The sequence below is a fragment of the Kocuria sp. CPCC 205261 genome (assembly GCF_040981025.1).
GTDB lineage: Bacteria > Actinomycetota > Actinomycetes > Actinomycetales > Micrococcaceae > Kocuria > Kocuria marina.
Genome location: NZ_JAVKPU010000020.1, coordinates 1 through 15,739, shown reverse-complemented (window position 1 = coordinate 15,739; position 15,739 = coordinate 1). Strand labels below are relative to the sequence as shown.

At 66.5% G+C, this 15,739-nt stretch carries 13 protein-coding genes; 8 read left to right on the top strand and 5 right to left on the bottom strand.

Translation table 11 applies throughout. The annotated features are described in order from the left end of the window. Window positions 1-51 precede the first annotated feature (51 nt). The 3 genes from RF646_RS12895 to RF646_RS12885 all read right to left on the bottom strand — a co-directional run bounded on the left by RF646_RS12895 (window position 52) and on the right by RF646_RS12885 (window position 1,774). The gene (locus RF646_RS12895) at window positions 52-534 is read right to left on the bottom strand and encodes an MsnO8 family LLM class oxidoreductase (RefSeq protein WP_368836191.1); all 483 of its coding nucleotides are present in this window, start codon (window positions 532-534) and stop codon (window positions 52-54) included. Between the two features lie 103 nt (window positions 535-637). Further along, the gene (locus RF646_RS12890; protein ID WP_368836190.1) at window positions 638-1,057 is read right to left on the bottom strand and encodes a hypothetical protein; all 420 of its coding nucleotides are present in this window, start codon (window positions 1,055-1,057) and stop codon (window positions 638-640) included. A gap of 51 nt (window positions 1,058-1,108) precedes the next feature. Further along, window positions 1,109-1,774 carry a phosphate ABC transporter substrate-binding protein PstS gene (locus RF646_RS12885; RefSeq protein ID WP_368836189.1) on the bottom strand — a complete coding sequence of 222 codons (666 nt, stop codon included), beginning with the start codon at window positions 1,772-1,774 and terminating at the stop codon, window positions 1,109-1,111. Between the two features lie 177 nt (window positions 1,775-1,951). Between RF646_RS12885 and RF646_RS12880 the strand changes: the two genes are divergently transcribed. Continuing rightward, entirely contained in the window at window positions 1,952-2,353 is a 402-nt protein-coding gene (locus RF646_RS12880) for an aquaporin (RefSeq protein WP_368836187.1), read from the top strand. A 94-nt stretch (window positions 2,354-2,447) separates the two neighbouring features. Next, window positions 2,448-3,770: an ISL3 family transposase gene (locus RF646_RS12875; protein WP_064846867.1), complete on the top strand. Its 1,323-nt coding sequence runs from the start codon at window positions 2,448-2,450 to the stop codon at window positions 3,768-3,770. Here RF646_RS12875 and RF646_RS12870 read toward each other — a convergent pair. After that, window positions 3,753-4,163: an NAD-dependent deacetylase gene (locus RF646_RS12870; protein WP_162230386.1), complete on the bottom strand. Its 411-nt coding sequence runs from the start codon at window positions 4,161-4,163 to the stop codon at window positions 3,753-3,755. The genes RF646_RS12875 and RF646_RS12870 overlap by 18 nt on opposite strands. 194 nt (window positions 4,164-4,357) lie before the next feature. Between RF646_RS12870 and RF646_RS12865 the strand changes: the two genes are divergently transcribed. The 6 genes from RF646_RS12865 (at window position 4,358) to RF646_RS12840 (ending at window position 14,885) form a co-directional block, all read left to right on the top strand. Further along, window positions 4,358-5,758, top strand: a complete 1,401-nt coding sequence (locus RF646_RS12865) for an MFS transporter (RefSeq protein ID WP_368836186.1) — start codon at window positions 4,358-4,360, stop codon at window positions 5,756-5,758. Next, a complete protein-coding gene (locus RF646_RS12860) occupies window positions 5,751-7,889 on the top strand; it encodes a molybdopterin oxidoreductase family protein (RefSeq protein WP_255359865.1) in 2,139 nt (712 codons plus the stop codon). The genes RF646_RS12865 and RF646_RS12860 overlap by 8 nt, the downstream gene beginning before the upstream one ends. Beyond that, a complete protein-coding gene (locus RF646_RS12855) occupies window positions 7,877-9,379 on the top strand; it encodes an FAD-dependent oxidoreductase (protein ID WP_064845465.1) in 1,503 nt (500 codons plus the stop codon). The genes RF646_RS12860 and RF646_RS12855 overlap by 13 nt, the downstream gene beginning before the upstream one ends. Window positions 9,380-9,429: 50 nt before the next feature. Then, entirely contained in the window at window positions 9,430-9,801 is a 372-nt protein-coding gene (nirD, locus tag RF646_RS12850; protein ID WP_064845466.1) for a nitrite reductase small subunit NirD, read from the top strand. A 102-nt stretch (window positions 9,802-9,903) separates the two neighbouring features. After that, window positions 9,904-12,486 carry a nitrite reductase large subunit NirB gene (nirB, locus tag RF646_RS12845; RefSeq protein ID WP_064845467.1) on the top strand — a complete coding sequence of 861 codons (2,583 nt, stop codon included), beginning with the start codon at window positions 9,904-9,906 and terminating at the stop codon, window positions 12,484-12,486. Further along, window positions 12,483-14,885, top strand: a complete 2,403-nt coding sequence (locus RF646_RS12840) for a uroporphyrinogen-III synthase (RefSeq protein ID WP_313362516.1) — start codon at window positions 12,483-12,485, stop codon at window positions 14,883-14,885. The genes nirB and RF646_RS12840 overlap by 4 nt, the downstream gene beginning before the upstream one ends. Before the next feature lie 94 nt (window positions 14,886-14,979). On the opposite strand, the gene RF646_RS12835 is transcribed toward RF646_RS12840, so the two are convergent. Beyond that, window positions 14,980-15,739: LLM class flavin-dependent oxidoreductase (locus RF646_RS12835; protein WP_368836185.1), on the bottom strand; the 760-nt coding region annotated here is incomplete at its 5' end.

Here is a 15,739-nt window from a genome sequence, read left to right as displayed (position 1 = left end):
ACCGGCAGCCAGCGAGATCCTCACCGCCACCGGCACCGAATGGCCAACACACTAAATTGGCACGACTCGGGGGATGTGGCCGTTGTGGGCCGGGCGCATCGTGATATCCGCCCTGCCGGTCAGGTATTCGCGTACGGCTTCAATGGCGGATGCGAAGTCTTTCGGTGGCGCGGACATGGTGCCCAGGGCCCTGCGCACGGGCTCAGTGAACCCCAGGGAACGCCCAAGTCCAAGGTCGAACCGTTGCCCGTGCAGGGCGGTGAGGACGGCGAACTCCTCGGCCACCACCAGAGGGCGGTGATTGGGCAACATGACTCCGCCGGAACCCACCCGGATCGAGCGAGTGGCCGCCGCAACCGCCTGCGCGAGCAGCGCTGGCGTGCCGGAGGCGACCCCCGGGACCCCGTGATGCTCTGAGACCCAGAACCGGTGATAACCGGCGGCCTCCGCGTGCCGGGCGCGCTCCACCGTCTGGTGCAGGGCGCCGGCATCGGATTCTCCCTGGCGGATGCGGGAACGGTCGAGAAGGGACAATGGAATGCTCATCATCCACGCAACGCCGGGGCGCAAGCGCTCATTCCAAAAGAACCGTGCAACCCCAGCCAGGGCCGAGCCACGAAGTCGGCCGCGGCCGCCTCTAATACCGGGTCGTGATGGAATCCAACGCGGCCTGAGCTTCCCGAGTGAGGTTTTCCGGCAAGGGGGCGCTCTTGACCGATTCGGCGGACAGTTGCTGCCCCTCCGGGCTGACCACGTAGCGACCGAACGTCTTGACCAGTTCCAACGTGTCGGGATCCGCGTAGCTGGTGCAGTACACGTGGTAGGAGACCAAGACCACGGGGTAGGCGCCTTTGACGTCGGGGGTGCGGTCGATGTCCAGCGCGATGTCATGCTCCCCGGTACCTTGCACGCGGGAGGACGCCCCCACGGCCGTGGCGGCGGTCTGGGCGTTGACGGGTACGTACTCGGTGTTGACCTTGACCCTGGCTTTACCCAGAGAGCCTCCTACGAGGGAATCGTCCGCGTACGTGATGGCGCCTTCGGTCTGGTTCGTCACGGTGACCACTCCGTTATTTCCCTGCGCACGCTCACTGGGCAGGGAATTGGGTCAGCCCCCGCCGTGCTCGTCGGTCCATACCTCTGAAGCCGTGGCTTCGAGATAGTCCGTGAAGTTCTCCGTGGTGCCGGAATCATCGGCCCGGGCCACAGGGGTGATCGGGGCGTCAGGGAGATCAACACCGGGATTCTGGTCGATAATGGCCGGATCATTCCATCGTGTGATCTCGCTCCGGAAGATCTTGGCGATCGTGGGCGCGTCCAAGTCCAGTTCCTCGATCCCCGGCAGATTGAACGCGATGCTGATGGGGGAAATGTACACGGGAACGTTGACGGCACCTCCCGGGCCGCAGGCGTTCCTGACGTCCGCTTGCTCCTCGGCGTCCAAGTAGGCATCCGAGCCGGCAAAGTCTGTGCCGCCTCCCACGAGAGCGGAACGTCCCGCACCGGAACCCGCCGAAAGGTACTGCACGTTGGGGCTGGGGTACGTGGATTCGAATCCGGTGCGCCATGTCTGCATGGCCGCATTCTGAGCGGAGGAGCCGATTCCGGTGAGGATGCCCGTTAGCGAGGCATCGCCCTGTTCGGCGGCCTCCCGTTGCTCCTCGCCCAAGGGGTAGTCGGAACCACACGCGCTCAGGGCCAGTCCCACTGCGGCTGCCAGGGCGCCGTATTTCACGCAGCTCGCCGTCTTTCGAGGGGTGCCGGATCGGCTCATGTTCATCTCCAGGACATATTCAGGACAGAAGACCATGGTAGGCGAGCTTGCAACCGAGTGAGCTGTGCGGACATGCGATTCTCGCCACCCGTTTGCTCCTGCGAATTCTTGGGCTAAACTTCCCCAGCACAAGCAATGCGGATCTCCCGCGACTTCCCCTTTACCTGAGGTTTCTTCATGCCTACTGCCCCCATGCCATCCCGTCTTGCCGCCGAGTTCCTCGGCACCTTTGTCCTGGTTCTCGGTGGTTGCGGTGCCGCGGTGCTGGCCGCGTATTTCCCGCACGCCGAGAACCCCAACATCAACCTGGGCACCGGCTTCGTCGGTGTGGCCCTGGCCTTCGGCCTGACCGTTCTGTGCATGGCCTATGCGGTGGGCCATATCTCCGGCGGCCACTTCAATCCCGTGGTCACCGTGGGCGCCTGGTTGGCCGGCCGTGTCGAGGCCGCCGCGGTGCTGCCCTACATCCTCACCCAGATCGTCGCGGCCTCCGGTGCTGGCGGCGTGCTGTACCTGATTGCCTCCGGCAGGCCCGGGTTCGACGCCGTCGCGTCCGGTTTCGCGGCTCTTCACAGTTGAGGGTGTGACGGCCATTGACGGGGTGCTGTCGGGGTAGACGTCGAGGTCCCCTGAAGATGGAGGTTCCTACGCCACCCATCCAGAAGACCTCGACTTGCCTGACGCTACCTTCGCGCGCCCCGACCTGACCAAGTTCTGCCGACTCGATGACCTCGGACTCGAAGTCGTCGGCCAGCACCTCGAACCCGACCGTGTAGTTCTGGCCTGTCGTGTTCTCGACGCCGATGACGGCAGCGAGGGCTGGTGCCGACGCTGTGGCTGTCAGGGTGCGCCGCGCGACGCCGTGACCCGCCGGCTGGCCCACGTGCCCTTGGGCTGGCGGCCGACCACGCTGCTGGTGTCGATCCGCCGCTACCGCTGCACTGGTTGCGGACATGTGTGGCGCCAAGACACCAGCCGGGCAGCCGAGCCCCGGGCGAAGCTGACCCGCACCGGCCTGCGGTGGGCACTGGAAGGGATCGTGGTCCAACACCTCACCATCGCTCGGGTCGCCGAGGGTCTCGGGGTCGCGTGGAACACCGCCAACGACGCCGTGCTGGCCGAAGGCAGACGAGTCCTGATCGACGACGAACAACGCTTCGACGGCGTCACCATCCTCGGGGTCGACGAGCACGTGTGGCGCCACACCAGGCGTGGTGACAAGTACGTCACCGTGATCATCGACCTCACCCCGGTACGTGAGGGCACGGGCCCCGCCAGGCTGCTCGACATGGTCGAGGGCCGCTCCAAACAGGCGTTCAAGACCTGGCTCGCCGAGCGCCCCGAAGCGTGGCGCGAGGCGGTCGAGGTCGTCGCGATGGACGGGTTCACCGGCTTCAAGACCGCCGCCGCCGAGGAGGTCCCCGACGCGGTCGCGGTGATGGATCCCTTCCACGTCGTACGCCTGGCCGGTGACGCACTCGACCAGTGCCGCCGCCGGGTCCAGCTCGCCGTCCACGGCCACCGCGGCTACCGAGACGACCCGCTCTACAAGTCCCGTCGCACCTTGCACACCGGTGCCGGCCTGCTCACCGACCGACAGATCGACCGGCTCAACCGGCTGTTCGCCGACGACGCCCATGTCGAGGTCGAAGCGACCTGGGGCATCTACCAGCGCATGGTCGCCGCCTACCGTGAGCCCGACCGCGCCACAGGCAAGAAGCTGATGACCAAGCTCATCGCCGACCTGGGCACCGGCGTTCCGAAGGCGTTGGTCGAGGTCGCGAAGCTCGGCCGGACCCTGAAGAAGCGCGCCGCAGACGTGCTCGCCTACTTCGACCGACCCGGCACCAGCAACGGCCCGACCGAGGCAATCAACGGCCGACTCGAGCACCTGCGCGGCAGCGCACTCGGGTTCAGGAACCTGACCAACTACATCGCCCGCAGTCTGCTCGAGACCGGCGGCTTCAGGCCCCAACTCCTACACCCTCAACTGTGAAGAGCCTGCAAAGAGGTCTCCGTGAACGTGGGCGAGAACCGTGGCCCCCGCCCGCTCGTGCAGGTCGTCGACGTTCTGGGTAGAAATCCGCAGGTCCATGTCGGGGTAAGCCTGCCATTGGGCGATCGCCAAGTGCCCGGGGTGCGGCTGGGCGCCGCGCACCAGGGATGCACGCCAGGCGTACCACGCCCAGCACTGGGCGGGGTCGTCCTCCCAGGCCTCCGGTGTCGCCAGCTCCGTGGGATCGAAACGTTCCCACAACCCGGTCTGCGCATCGCGAAAGGTCGGAACACCGGATTCGGCAGACATCCCCGCGCCGGTCAGCACGGTCACCCGCCGTGCGTTACGGGCAAGCTCGAGGATCTCGGTGGGGATCTGCTCGGGGGAGGACATGCACCTCAGGCTAGCGCCCCACTGAGGGTTCCGGCAGGTGAGTCCGCCATGGGGATCTCGAGCGCGGACAAGCTCTCACAGGGTCGCTGGGGGCAGTGAATTATTTGTTACCCCTCTGTAACCGGCCTGGTCGGCTGGGTGAAACAGCCTGCCCGTAGGTTTCTTCGTAATGGTGACGACCGAAGGAGCCACGCATGTCACTGGATACGCGTCAACAAGGTCTGCTGGATGACCTTGACACACTCGCTGTCGATGAACCGTTACGGCACCGGCCCAACCGGTGGATCGACGGATACAACCCCGAGAACGAGACACAGTGGAATCGTGAGGGCCGGGGCATTGCCCGCCGGAACCTGAACTGGTCCATTTATGTCGAGTTCTTGGGTTTCGTGGTGTGGCAGCTTTGGTCCGTGGCCGTGGTGGCCATGCCCGCGGCCGGTTTCTCGCTGAGCACCTCGCAGCAGTTCTGGCTGATCTCGGTGCCCAGCCTCGTGGGCGCCACCATGCGTTTCCCGTACACGTTCATGGTTCCGATTTTCGGTGGCCGCATGTGGACGGTCATCTCCGCCCTGCTGCTCCTGCTGCCGGTCGTAGGCATGGGGATGTGCCTGGGCAACCCGGACACCCCGTTCGGTGTGCTGCTGGCGGTGGCCGCGCTCGCCGGTTTCGGTGGCGGCAACTTTGCCTCGTCGATGACCAACATCACCTACTACTTCCCGGCCAAGGAGAAGGGCTGGGCGCTGGGTCTGAACGCGGCCGGCGGAAACCTGGGCTCGGCCGTCGCGCAGTTCACCGTGCCGATTGTCATCACCGCCGGTGGTGTGCTGTTGACCGGTGGCCCTATGGTCAGCCTGGCCGGCTGGTTCTGGGTTCCGTTCATCCTGCTGGGTGCGGTTGGCGCGTACTACTGCATGAACAGTCTCTCCCACGCCACCGCGGACGTCAGCTCGTATCTGGCCGCCCTCAAACATGGGCAGTTGTGGGTCATCGCGGTGCTCTACATCGGTACTTTCGGGTCGTTCATGGGCTTCGCCAGTGTGTTCCCCAAGCTCATCGCGGACACGTTTCCGCAGTTCTCCGCCTTCACCATCGGCGCGGCCACACTGTCCCTGGCGTTCCTCGGCGCGCTGGTCGGTTCCCTGGCTCGTCCCTACGGTGGGAAGCTGGCCGACAAATTCGGCGGTGCCCGCCCGACGATCGCAGCGTTCGCTGTCATGGCCATCATGGCGCTGGCGATCATCGGGCTGCTGCGGCTGGGTAACTTCTGGCTGTTCCTGTTGGGTTTCCTGGTCCTCTTTATCGCCTCCGGCATGGGTAACGGTTCGACCTACCGGATGATCCCCACCGCGTTCTCGCTGGCCTACGGCGACGACCAGAAAGCCACGCGCGCCGCGGCGTCGTCGTTGGGCATCATTTCCGCGATCGGTGCCTACGGCGGGTTCCTGATCCCGCAGGTACTTCGCATCGTCCACGAGAACACGCGCGGGTACGACGGCGCATTTATCGGTTTTGCCGCCGGGTACCTGGTGCTGCTGGCCATCACGTGGGGCGTCTACGCCCGCAAGGGCACCACGTTCGGAGACGGTCGTGTCTGAATCCCTCATCACCCAAGAACCGCCCGCGAGCCACGGGGTGGCCAGCCATTGCCCGTACTGCGCCCTGCAGTGCGCCATGACACTGACCCCCAACTCGGACGCGAGCGAACCCGTGACGGTGACCGGGCGCGAGTTCCCGACCAACCGCGGCGGACTGTGCCGCAAGGGCAGCTCCGCGGCCAAGGTCCTGGGCCTGGGGGATCGGATCACCCAGCCGATGATCCGCACGGCCCACGGACTGGAACCCACCACGTGGGACCACGCGCTGACAGCGATCACCGAGGCGATCCGGGGCACCCAGCGTGAGCACGGCCGCGACGCGGTGGGGATCTTCGGAGCCGGTGGGCTCACCAACGAGAAGGCCTACGCACTGGGCAAGTTCGCCCGCGCGGTGCTGCGAACCAGTCGGATCGACTACAACGGCCGGTTCTGCATGTCTTCGGCGGCGGCCGCCGGTAACCGGGCCTTCGGTTTGGACCGCGGCCTACCGTTCCCACTAACCGATCTGGACCGCGCGCACGCCGTGCTACTGATCGGCTCCAATGTGGCGGACACCATGCCCCCGTTCGTCCAGCACCTGGCCTCCGCGCGGGAGCACGGCGGGCTGTTCGTGATCGACCTGCGCGAGTCCGCCACCGCGGACCTGACCCGCTCGGAGGAACGCGAGTGCGGGATCCACCTGGCACCAACCCCCGGAACCGACCAGGAACTACTGCTGGGCCTGATCCACGTGGTCATTGCCGAGGGCCTCTACGACGCCGCCTACGTGGCCTCCCGCACCAATGGTTTCGCCCGGCTCAAGCGCACCGCCCAGCGCTACTGGCCTGAACACGTCCAGAGCCTCACCGGTGTCCCCGCCGCCAAGATCCGGGCGGTCGCCCGCGGGCTGGCCACGGCCAAGGACAGGGGCGCGTTCGTCCTGACCGGGCGCGGCGTGGAACAGCACACCAATGGCTCGGACACCACCAGCCTCGCCATCAACCTGGCCTTGCTGCTGGGGCTGCCGGGCCGCGAACCCGGCGGGTACGGCACCGTGACCGGGCAGGGCAACGGCCAGGGCGGGCGCGAACACGGTCAGAAGTGCGATCAGCTGCCCGGCTACCGTTCCATCAACGACCCGCAGGCCCGAGCGCACGTGGCCTCGGTGTGGGGCATCGATGAGCAGGACATCCCCGGTCCGGGGATTGACGCCACCCAACTGTTGCTCTCGTGCGGCACCGACCACGGGGTGCGCACACTGATGATTCACGGCTCCAACCCCGTGGTCTCCGCCCCGAATGCCACACGGGTGACCCGTGCACTGGCCGACCTGGATTTCCTGGTGGTCAGTGACTTCGTGCTGTCGGAGACCGCTCAGCTGGCGCACGTGATCCTGCCGGTGGCGCAGTGGGCGGAGGAAGAAGGCACCATGACCAACCTGGAGGGCCGGGTCATCCGCCGTCGTAGGGCGCTGCCGTTGCCCGGCGCCGCGCGCGACGAGCTGGCCGTGCTGGCCGAGCTGAGCACCCGGTTGGGTTCCACCATGTTCTTCGGAACGGCGGAGCAGATGTTCGAGGAGCTCACCCGAGCCTCGGCCGGTGGCCGCGCGGACTACTCGGGTCTCAGCTACGACCTGCTCGACCAGGAGAGGGCGTGCTATTGGCCCTACCCGGCGGGCAGCGCGGGCACACCGCGCCTGTTCCGGGACTCGTTCCCCACCGCGGACGGCCGTGCCACCCTGGCGGACGTGTCCCCCCGGGCGATTGCCGAGCGGATCTTCGACGGGGCCGAGCTGACCCTGATCACAGGCCGCCTGCTGGGCCACTACCAGTCGGGTGCCCAAACTCGACGGGTCCCGGAACTGCTCGCCTCGGATCCTGACGGGCGAGTCGAGATCAACCCGGAGACCGCCCACCTCTACGGGGTGGTCGAGGGGCAGCTGCTCACTTTGCACAACGAGCGGGGAACCGTGCAGGCCCGGGCTCGGCTGTCCCGACAGATCCGCCGCGACACCCTGTTCATGCCCTTCCACTTCGCAGGGTCCAACAGTGTGAACCGTTTGGTCTCCTCGGCCACGGACCCGCTGTCCAAGATGCCGGAATTCAAAGCCACCCGCGTGTGGGTGTCCCAGGAGGAACAGTGCGTCGCATAGTCATCATCGGTTTCGGCCCGGTGGCCGCCCGCCTGATCGAAGAACTCGAGGAACCCCTTGCCCAGAGCCGGGTGCACGTGTGCGTGATCGGGAGCGAGCCGGAAGGTGCCTACAACCGCATCCTGCTGGCCAACCTGGTCACCGGGCATAGCACCCCGCAAGACCTGGACCTCGCGTGCGATGAGACCAACTTCCCGGAGGGGGTAACGTTCCTCACGGGTACCACGCTCAGCGACATTTCCTTGGACGGGCAGTACCTTCACACCACTGATGACCGGTTGATCTCCTTTGACGATCTGATCTTCGCCACCGGAGCGCGCGCCGTTCTGCCGCGGGTCCCCGGATTGGACGTTCTGGACACGGATCCGTGCCACCTGGATTCCATCCCCCTACCCGGAGTGCACCCCTTGCGGGACATGTCCGACGCTCGGCGGTTACGCGAGGTGGTCGAGACGGGCCAGGATGTCCTGGTCCTCGGCGGTGGGATTCTGGGGATCGAGCTTGCGCTCAACCTTGCCGAGCACGGAGTGCAGGTGAGCTTGATCCACCGTGGGCAGGACCTGATGCCGCGGCAGCTGGATCCTGACGCCAGCCGAATGCTGGCCCACGTGCTGAGGCAGGCCGGTATCCAGGTGATCCCCGGGGGCATCAACGGCGTGCGCAGTGAGGGTGGTCGCTTCACGGGGGTCGTCTTGGACGATGGAACCGTGCGAGAAGCCGGCGCGTTGATTCCGGCCATCGGAGCGCAGCCCCGTACCGAGTGGGCCAAGAAAGTGCGGCTACCGACCCATCGTGGGATTTTGGTCGATCATCAGTTGCGGGTCCACGGCACCTCGAACATCTACGCGATCGGTGACTGCGCGGAGGTGCTGTGCAGCAATCCCGTGTGCCCAGAATGTATGGCTATCGACTACCAGGATTCCGCCCCGAGCGGGCTGATCGGCCCGGGGTGGCAGCAGGCGCAAGCCCTGGCGGACATTCTGGACGGCACCCACAACCGCGTTCCTTCACAGGTGTCGCAACTGATTACCATGAAGTCGCAGGCCGTGAGCCTCACCGCTGCGGGCTCGGTGCACGCTCGAGCCTTCGAGCAGCCGAGAGTCGACGTGGCCACCTGGGAGGACCCACGCACCGGGCGTTACCTCAAGGTGGTCTCGCGCGATCGGAACATCCTCGGATTCGTGGCTCTGGGGGCGCCGGAGGCCGGTGCCGAACTGGCCATGCTGTTCGAACGATCCGGTGCCGCCCCGGGTGACCCTTCCGTGTTGCTTGCCGCGGACACCCCGAGCGGCGCGGATACCGCACCGGAACTGACCCCGGAGTCCATCATCTGCCGGTGTGCGGGGGTGGCCCTGGCACCCATTCAGCAGGCCGTGTCCGCCGGAGCCACCACCGTGGCCGAGGTCTCCAAATGTTCCCGCGCCGGCACCGGTTGCGGCGGGTGCAAGGACAAACTCGAATCCGTGGTCTCCCAAGCCATGGCAGCCTGAGCCGCCACACCGACCACTTGTATGCACCACAGTCGCCAAGGAGAACCGCCATGACCGTTCTGACTCGCGAGACCCACTCCACCGCCGTCGAAACCCTCACCTGGACCCCCGTGGTCGAAGAACACCGTCTGGAACGTGACGTCGGCGCGGCCGCCCTGCTCAAGGGCCGCCACATCGCCCTGTACCGGACCTGGAACGACCGGCTGTACGCGAGCTCCAACGTGGACCCGGACACCGGTGCCTCCGTGCTCTCCCGCGGGATTGTCGGCGAATCAGGTGGCGTCCCCACCATTGCCTCGCCCCTGCTCAAGGCGGTCTTCAACCTGGAAACCGGTGAGTGCCTGACCAATGACGAGCTGTCCGTGGAGACCTACCCCGTTCGAGTGGTCGACGGAATCATCCAGGTCGGCCTGGATTTCTAGGTCCGACGCAGGCGCAATTTACACGGCCGTAAGAAAGTGACAACGGCCGGGTGACATTCGATTTCTACCGTGGAGACACGTTCCAACTCCTAGGAGAACCCCATGCCCGAACTCATCAACATCCGCGACCTCCCGACCTCCGTGTCTGAACGCAGGGTCGTGGTGGTCGGCGCGGGGCCCGCAGCACACCGCTTCGTCACGGCCCTGCGCGGGCGCGGCGACCGCAGCGACGTCGTCGTCCTGGGAGAAGAAAGCGTGGCTCCCTACGACCGCGTCAACTTGGCCAAGCACTGGGACCCGGACCACGATCTGAGCCTCACCAACGTGGGTATGTGGAACGAACGGACCCACCTGGTCACCAATGCGTGGGTCAACAGCATCGACCCGGAGCGCAAGAGCGTGCACGTCAACGGTGAGACGGAACTAGCCTACGACGAATTAGTGCTCGCGACCGGTTCGGCCGCCACCATGCCTCCGTTGCCCGGCAATGACCTGGCCGGAGTCTACGTCTACCGCACCGTGAACGATGTCGATCGGATGCGGGCCAACGTTGAGGCCCTCAGTAGCGCCCGCGGCCCCGAGAAGCCGCCCCAGGCCGTGGTGATCGGCGGCGGACTGCTGGGTCTCGAGGCCGCCGGCGGGTTGGTCAAGTACGGGTTCGAAACCCATCTGGTGCATTCGCGGGACTGGCTGATGTCCTCGCAACTGGACGAGGGCGGCGGGCGGACCCTGAACCGGGCCATCGAGCAGCGCGGGATCGAATTACACCTGGGACAGCGCCCCAGCGCGGTGCTGCCCGCCGCCGCGGACCCGTCCACCGTGGGCGGGGTGGCGGTGGGCGAGGATCTGATCGAGGCGGACCTCGTGGTGTGGGCCATTGGCATCACGCCCCGTGACGAGCTGGCCCGCGACGCCGGTTTGGAGACCGCGCCCAACGGTGGCGTGCCCATCGACACCGCGTGCCGCACCGCGACCCCCGGGATCTGGGCGATCGGTGAGGTAGCCAGCTTCGACGGAACGTGCGTGGGCCTCGTGGCACCGGCCAACGCCATGGCCGAGGTGGTGGCCGCGCAGTTGACCGGCGGTGACGACGAATTCACCGAGATCGACGACGCCACCAAGCTCAAGCTCCACGGCCTGGACGTGGCCTCCTTCGGCGACTCGCTGTCCCGGAAGAGCGGGACCCTGGACGTGGTCATGTCCGACCCGGTCGAGGGCGTCTACCAGAAACTCGTCCTTTCCGACGACGCCAGGACCCTGCTGGGCGGGGTGTTCGTGGGGGACGCGGAACCGTACGCGAGCCTGCGCGCGCTGCTGGGCCGCCAACTGCCCGGAGCGCCCAGGGCCTATCTTTCCGGCGGTGGCGACGTTCCCGACGCGGAAATGCCCGACGATCTGGTGGCGTGTTCGTGCAACAACGTGACCGTGCACGAGATCAAGCAGGCCGTGGGTCAGGGCTGCCACGACCTGGCCTCGGTCAAGAAGTGTTCCAAGGCCGGGACGCAGTGCGGATCGTGTGTGGGACTGGTCGGCAAGATCATGACCAAGGAAATGGAAGGCGCCGGTCTCGAAATTTCCAAAAGACTGTGCGAGCACTTCGAACTGTCCCGTCCCGAGCTGTTCGAGGCCATCAGGTTGTCCCGCCTGACGAGCTTCACCCAAGTCATCGAGAAAATCGGGACAGGCCGCGGTTGCGACATCTGCAAGCCGGTTGTCGCCAACATTCTGGCCACCGCCTTCCACGAGCACGTGTTGGACGGCGGCCGCGACGGACTGCAGGACACCAACGACCGTGCTCTGGCCAACATGCAGAAAGACGGCACGTATTCAGTGGTCCCGCGCATCCCCGGGGGCGAAATCACCCCCGAGAAGCTCGCGGTGATCGCCCAGGTGGCCAAGGAGTTCAACCTCTACACCAAGATCACCGGTGCTCAGCGTATCGACCTGTTGGGCGCGCGCTTGGAGCAGTTACCGCAAATCTGGCAGCGGCTGATCGACGCGGGCATGGAATCCGGTCAGGCCTACGGAAAGTCGCTGCGCGCGGTCAAGTCCTGCGTGGGTTCGGCGTGGTGCCGCTACGGCGTGCAGGATTCCGTGGGCATGGCCGTGCATTTGGAGAACCGATACCGCGGACTGCGTAGCCCGCACAAGCTCAAGATCGGCGTCTCCGGGTGCGCCCGTGAGTGCGCCGAGGCGCGCGGCAAGGACGTGGGGGTGATCGCCACGGACAAGGGCTGGAACGTCTACGTGGGCGGTAACGGCGGGTTCACCCCCCGGCATGCGGAACTGCTCGTGAGCGACGTCGATGACAGGATGCTGGTCAAGGTCATCGACCGGTTCTTCATGTATTACATCCGCTCCGCCGAGCGGCTGCAGCGCACCGCACCGTGGGTCGAGTCCTTGGAGGGCGGCATGGACCATCTCCGCGAGGTAATCCTGGAGGACTCGCTGGGGATCTGCGACGAACTGGAATCGGCCATGGGCGATCTAGTGGCCGACTACCGCGATGAGTGGGCCGAAACCCTCAACGACCCGGTGAAGCTGGCGCGTTTCACGCCGTTCATCAATGACCCGCAGGCAACGGACGAGACCATCGTGCAGGTGCCCGAGCGCGGGCAGGTGCGTCCGGCGACCGCCGGTGAGCGCGTGATGATCTCCGGGCCGACCATCGGGATCGGTGCATGAGTGATTTCGACTGGAACGGTTGTCCGGTCCTGCTCGTGGGAACCGGCCCGGCCGCGCCGCTGGAGGTCGCCCGGCTGATCCGCGCCGGTGCCAGGGTGAGCGTTGCGGGCACCGCGGAGCAACTGTGTGCCCGCGGGGATGCGCTGGCTAGGGTGGCCCGGCGGCTGGGTGTGAAAGCGGACCCGGCCCGGGAATCGGTGCGCACCGCGTTGGAAGCCTGCACCTTCGTGGGCGCGGAGGCCGCGGACTTCGACGCCGACGCTGCAGCGTCCGGTGCCGCGGCCGTGGTGTGCGCCGCCGACGACGCCGCGGAGACCAAGCGGTGGCGTGCCTTGAGCAGGAGGCACGGCAAACCGTTCTCGACCCTGCGCTCGGGCAGGCCCGGTGTGGCCCTGGTGGGTGGTGGTCCCGGTGACCCGCAGTTGATGACGGAGGCGGCCCGGCAGCACCTGATGCGGGCGGACGTGGTGCTCTACGACAAACTGGCACCCACCGCGGTGCTCGAGCAACTGTGCCCGGGAGCCCTGCTGGTGAACGTGGGTAAGGACCCCGGCCATCACAAGATGCCCCAATACTTGATTGAACGGGCCCTGGTGGAGTTCGCCCGCGCCGGGGCGTGTGTGGTGCGTTTCAAGGGCGGGGACCCGTTCGTGTTCGGCCGCGGCGCCGAGGAACGGCGGACCCTGCAGGGGGAGGGCATCGAGGTCACTGTGGTCTCCGGGATCAGTTCGAGTATCGCGGTGCCCGCGGCTGCCGGTATCCCGGTCACGTGCCGCGGCATCAACCGCTCCTTCACCGTGATCTCCGGTCATGAGGTGCCCGCTCCCGACGAGCTGGAAGGCCTGGTCAAGGTGGGCGGCACCTTGGTGGTGCTCATGGGGTTGGCGCACCTGCCCGAGCTCATGGCCGGTCTGGTGAAGCACGGCCTGGATCCGGAATTGCCCGCCGCGGTGGTCGAAAAGGGTTCCACACAGCGGCAGCGGGTCTTTGCATCCGCAGCGCGCTCCATTGCGCGTGTGGTATCCGACGAGGGAGTGAGCTCCCCTGCGATCGTCGTGCTGGGGCACGTGGTCGAACTGGGCGATGACCTCGCGCGGTTGATCGAGAGAGTTTCAAACGAGCGCTCAGAAGAGTCTGAGCCACTGAAGTCTCCGCTCACACGCGGGCCCACCGCGGAACCCGCAGCCGAAATTCGGGACGGCGGGATCCCGGGCCGGGGGATTCGCGATGGTCGGATTCAGGAGGAACCTGGGACGGCGTCGTCGACGGTCAAGGCGAGCGAGAAGGTGCTCGTGGCTCCGTCGGATTCCCTGACCGGCTTCGTGATCGCTGTGACCGCCTCACGCCGGGCCGAGGACCAGGCGGAGGCTTTCGAACGGCGCGGCGCCACCGTGCTCAAGGCGCCTACCATGCGCATCGTGCCCACCGAGAACGACGAGACGCTGCACCGGGCCTCCGCCCAGGTGATCGAGGACAAACCGGGGGTGCTGCTGGTCACCACGGGGCACGGTGTGCGCGGATGGTTCGAGGCTGCGGAGGCCGGTGGAACACGATCCCAACTGTGTGCGGCGCTCGAGGGCGCTGACATCCTCGTGCGCGGAGCCAAGGCCCGTGGGGCCATCAAGAGCCTCGGGCTCGTGGAGCAGGGGGTTGCATCGCAGGATTCTACGAGCTCCCTGGTGGACCTGGCACTGAGCCGCGGCGTGGCCGACAAACACGTGGTGTTCCAACAACACGGGGCCGTGGACCACGCACACGTGGAACGCCTCGAACGCGCCGGCGCGCGCCTGACCGTAGTCCAGCCCTATCGATGGGAACAGCCCCGTGATGTGGCCGCAGTCTCCCAGCTGATGCTGGCAATCATCAAGGAACACGTCAACGCCGTGACCTTCACCTCCGCCCCCGCGGTGGAAGCGCTATTCGAACGCGCCCAGAAGGAAGGGACCATGGAGCCATTGCTCGAAGCACTGCGTCACCGTGTGCTCAGCGTGGCCGTGGGGCACGTAACCGCGGAGCCGTTGCAGCGGGCGGGAATCACACCGCTGATCCCGGACCGCCCCCGCATGGGGTCCCTGGTGCGGGCACTGACCACCCACCTGGAAAGACAGACCGTGGACCTGCCGCACACGCCGTTCGGACAGGTCACCCTGCGCGGCGCGCATCTGCTGTGCGGGGAACGCCGCGTGGAACTGCCCTCCCACCTGGCCAACATCACACGCGTGGTGATGCAGGCCGCAGGGGACTTGGTGACTCGCCAGTCCATCCGCCGTGAAGTGCCCGCGGCGCCCAGCGACCACGCCATCGACATGGCCATATCCCGGATCCGAAAACTCACCGGGGAACCCAAACTGATCCTTACGGTCCCCAAGATGGGATTCCGGGCCAACGTGAGCCTGTGACACAGCGGGGGCCGTGGCCGTGGTTGCGTCCTTGGCGCCCGCTTCCACGCTTGCGGTCCTTGCGTTGGGAGGTCCCGGTGTGAGGTCTGGGCGCTCACAAGGTGGCGGCGACGGCGGCGGCCAGCCGCGCATCAGAGGTGTACAACGCGGTCGTGTCGAAGGTCGAGGCGGTGCTCATGATCTCGTCCGCGCCGGTACGCACGAGCAATTCACTGATTGCGCTCAAAACCTGGTCCTCGGTCCCCGCGATCACGGGGGCCAATGCCTTGGCCACGTTGCGTTGCTGCCGTTGCGTCAGGGAATCCGGTAGCGACGTCGTCGGCTCGAGCGGCGGAAAAGCTCCCGTGAGGCGCGATTCGGACATGGCCCACGCTTCGGGCAGAGAGAGTTCGCGCGCCTCGGAGGGAGAATCCGCAACAAAGATCTCCGTGGAAGCGATCAGGTACGGCTCGTCCAGTTGCTCGCTGGGGCAAAAGGTGGAGCGGTACTCGTCGAAGGCCTCCGGCCCGGCGGTGAGCAACGGTCCACCGACCACCGCCGGCAGACCCAGGCGCGCCGCGATCTTCAAGCCACTTCCGGTCCCCAACACGAATAGCGGGATGTGGCCGTTGTGGGCCGGGCGCATCGTGATATCCGCCCTGCCGGTCAGGTATTCGCGTACGGCTTCAATGGCGGATGCGAAGTCTTTCGGTGGCGCGGACATGGTGCCCAGGGCCCTGCGCACGGGCTCAGTGAACCCCAGGGAACGCCCAAGTCCAAGGTCGAACCGTTGCCCGTGCAGGGCCTGACTCGTGCCACTTGAGAGCTCCTGGCTGACTTGGCCGGTGTTGTCGCTGGTCAGGGTCCTGTGGCGG

Excerpts from the sequence above, each read along its gene's own strand:
- RF646_RS12885 (WP_368836189.1), bottom strand. The coding sequence starts at position 1,774 with ATGAGCCGATCCGGCACCCCTCGAAAGACGGCGAGCTGCGTGAAATAC.
- RF646_RS12880 (WP_368836187.1), top strand. The coding sequence starts at position 1,952 with ATGCCTACTGCCCCCATGCCATCCCGTCTTGCCGCCGAGTTCCTCGGC.
- RF646_RS12870 (WP_162230386.1), bottom strand. The coding sequence starts at position 4,163 with ATGTCCTCCCCCGAGCAGATCCCCACCGAGATCCTCGAGCTTGCCCGT.
- RF646_RS12865 (WP_368836186.1), top strand. The coding sequence starts at position 4,358 with ATGTCACTGGATACGCGTCAACAAGGTCTGCTGGATGACCTTGACACA.
- nirD (WP_064845466.1), top strand. The coding sequence starts at position 9,430 with ATGACCGTTCTGACTCGCGAGACCCACTCCACCGCCGTCGAAACCCTC.
- nirB (WP_064845467.1), top strand. The coding sequence starts at position 9,904 with ATGCCCGAACTCATCAACATCCGCGACCTCCCGACCTCCGTGTCTGAA.
- RF646_RS12840 (WP_313362516.1), top strand. The coding sequence starts at position 12,483 with ATGAGTGATTTCGACTGGAACGGTTGTCCGGTCCTGCTCGTGGGAACC.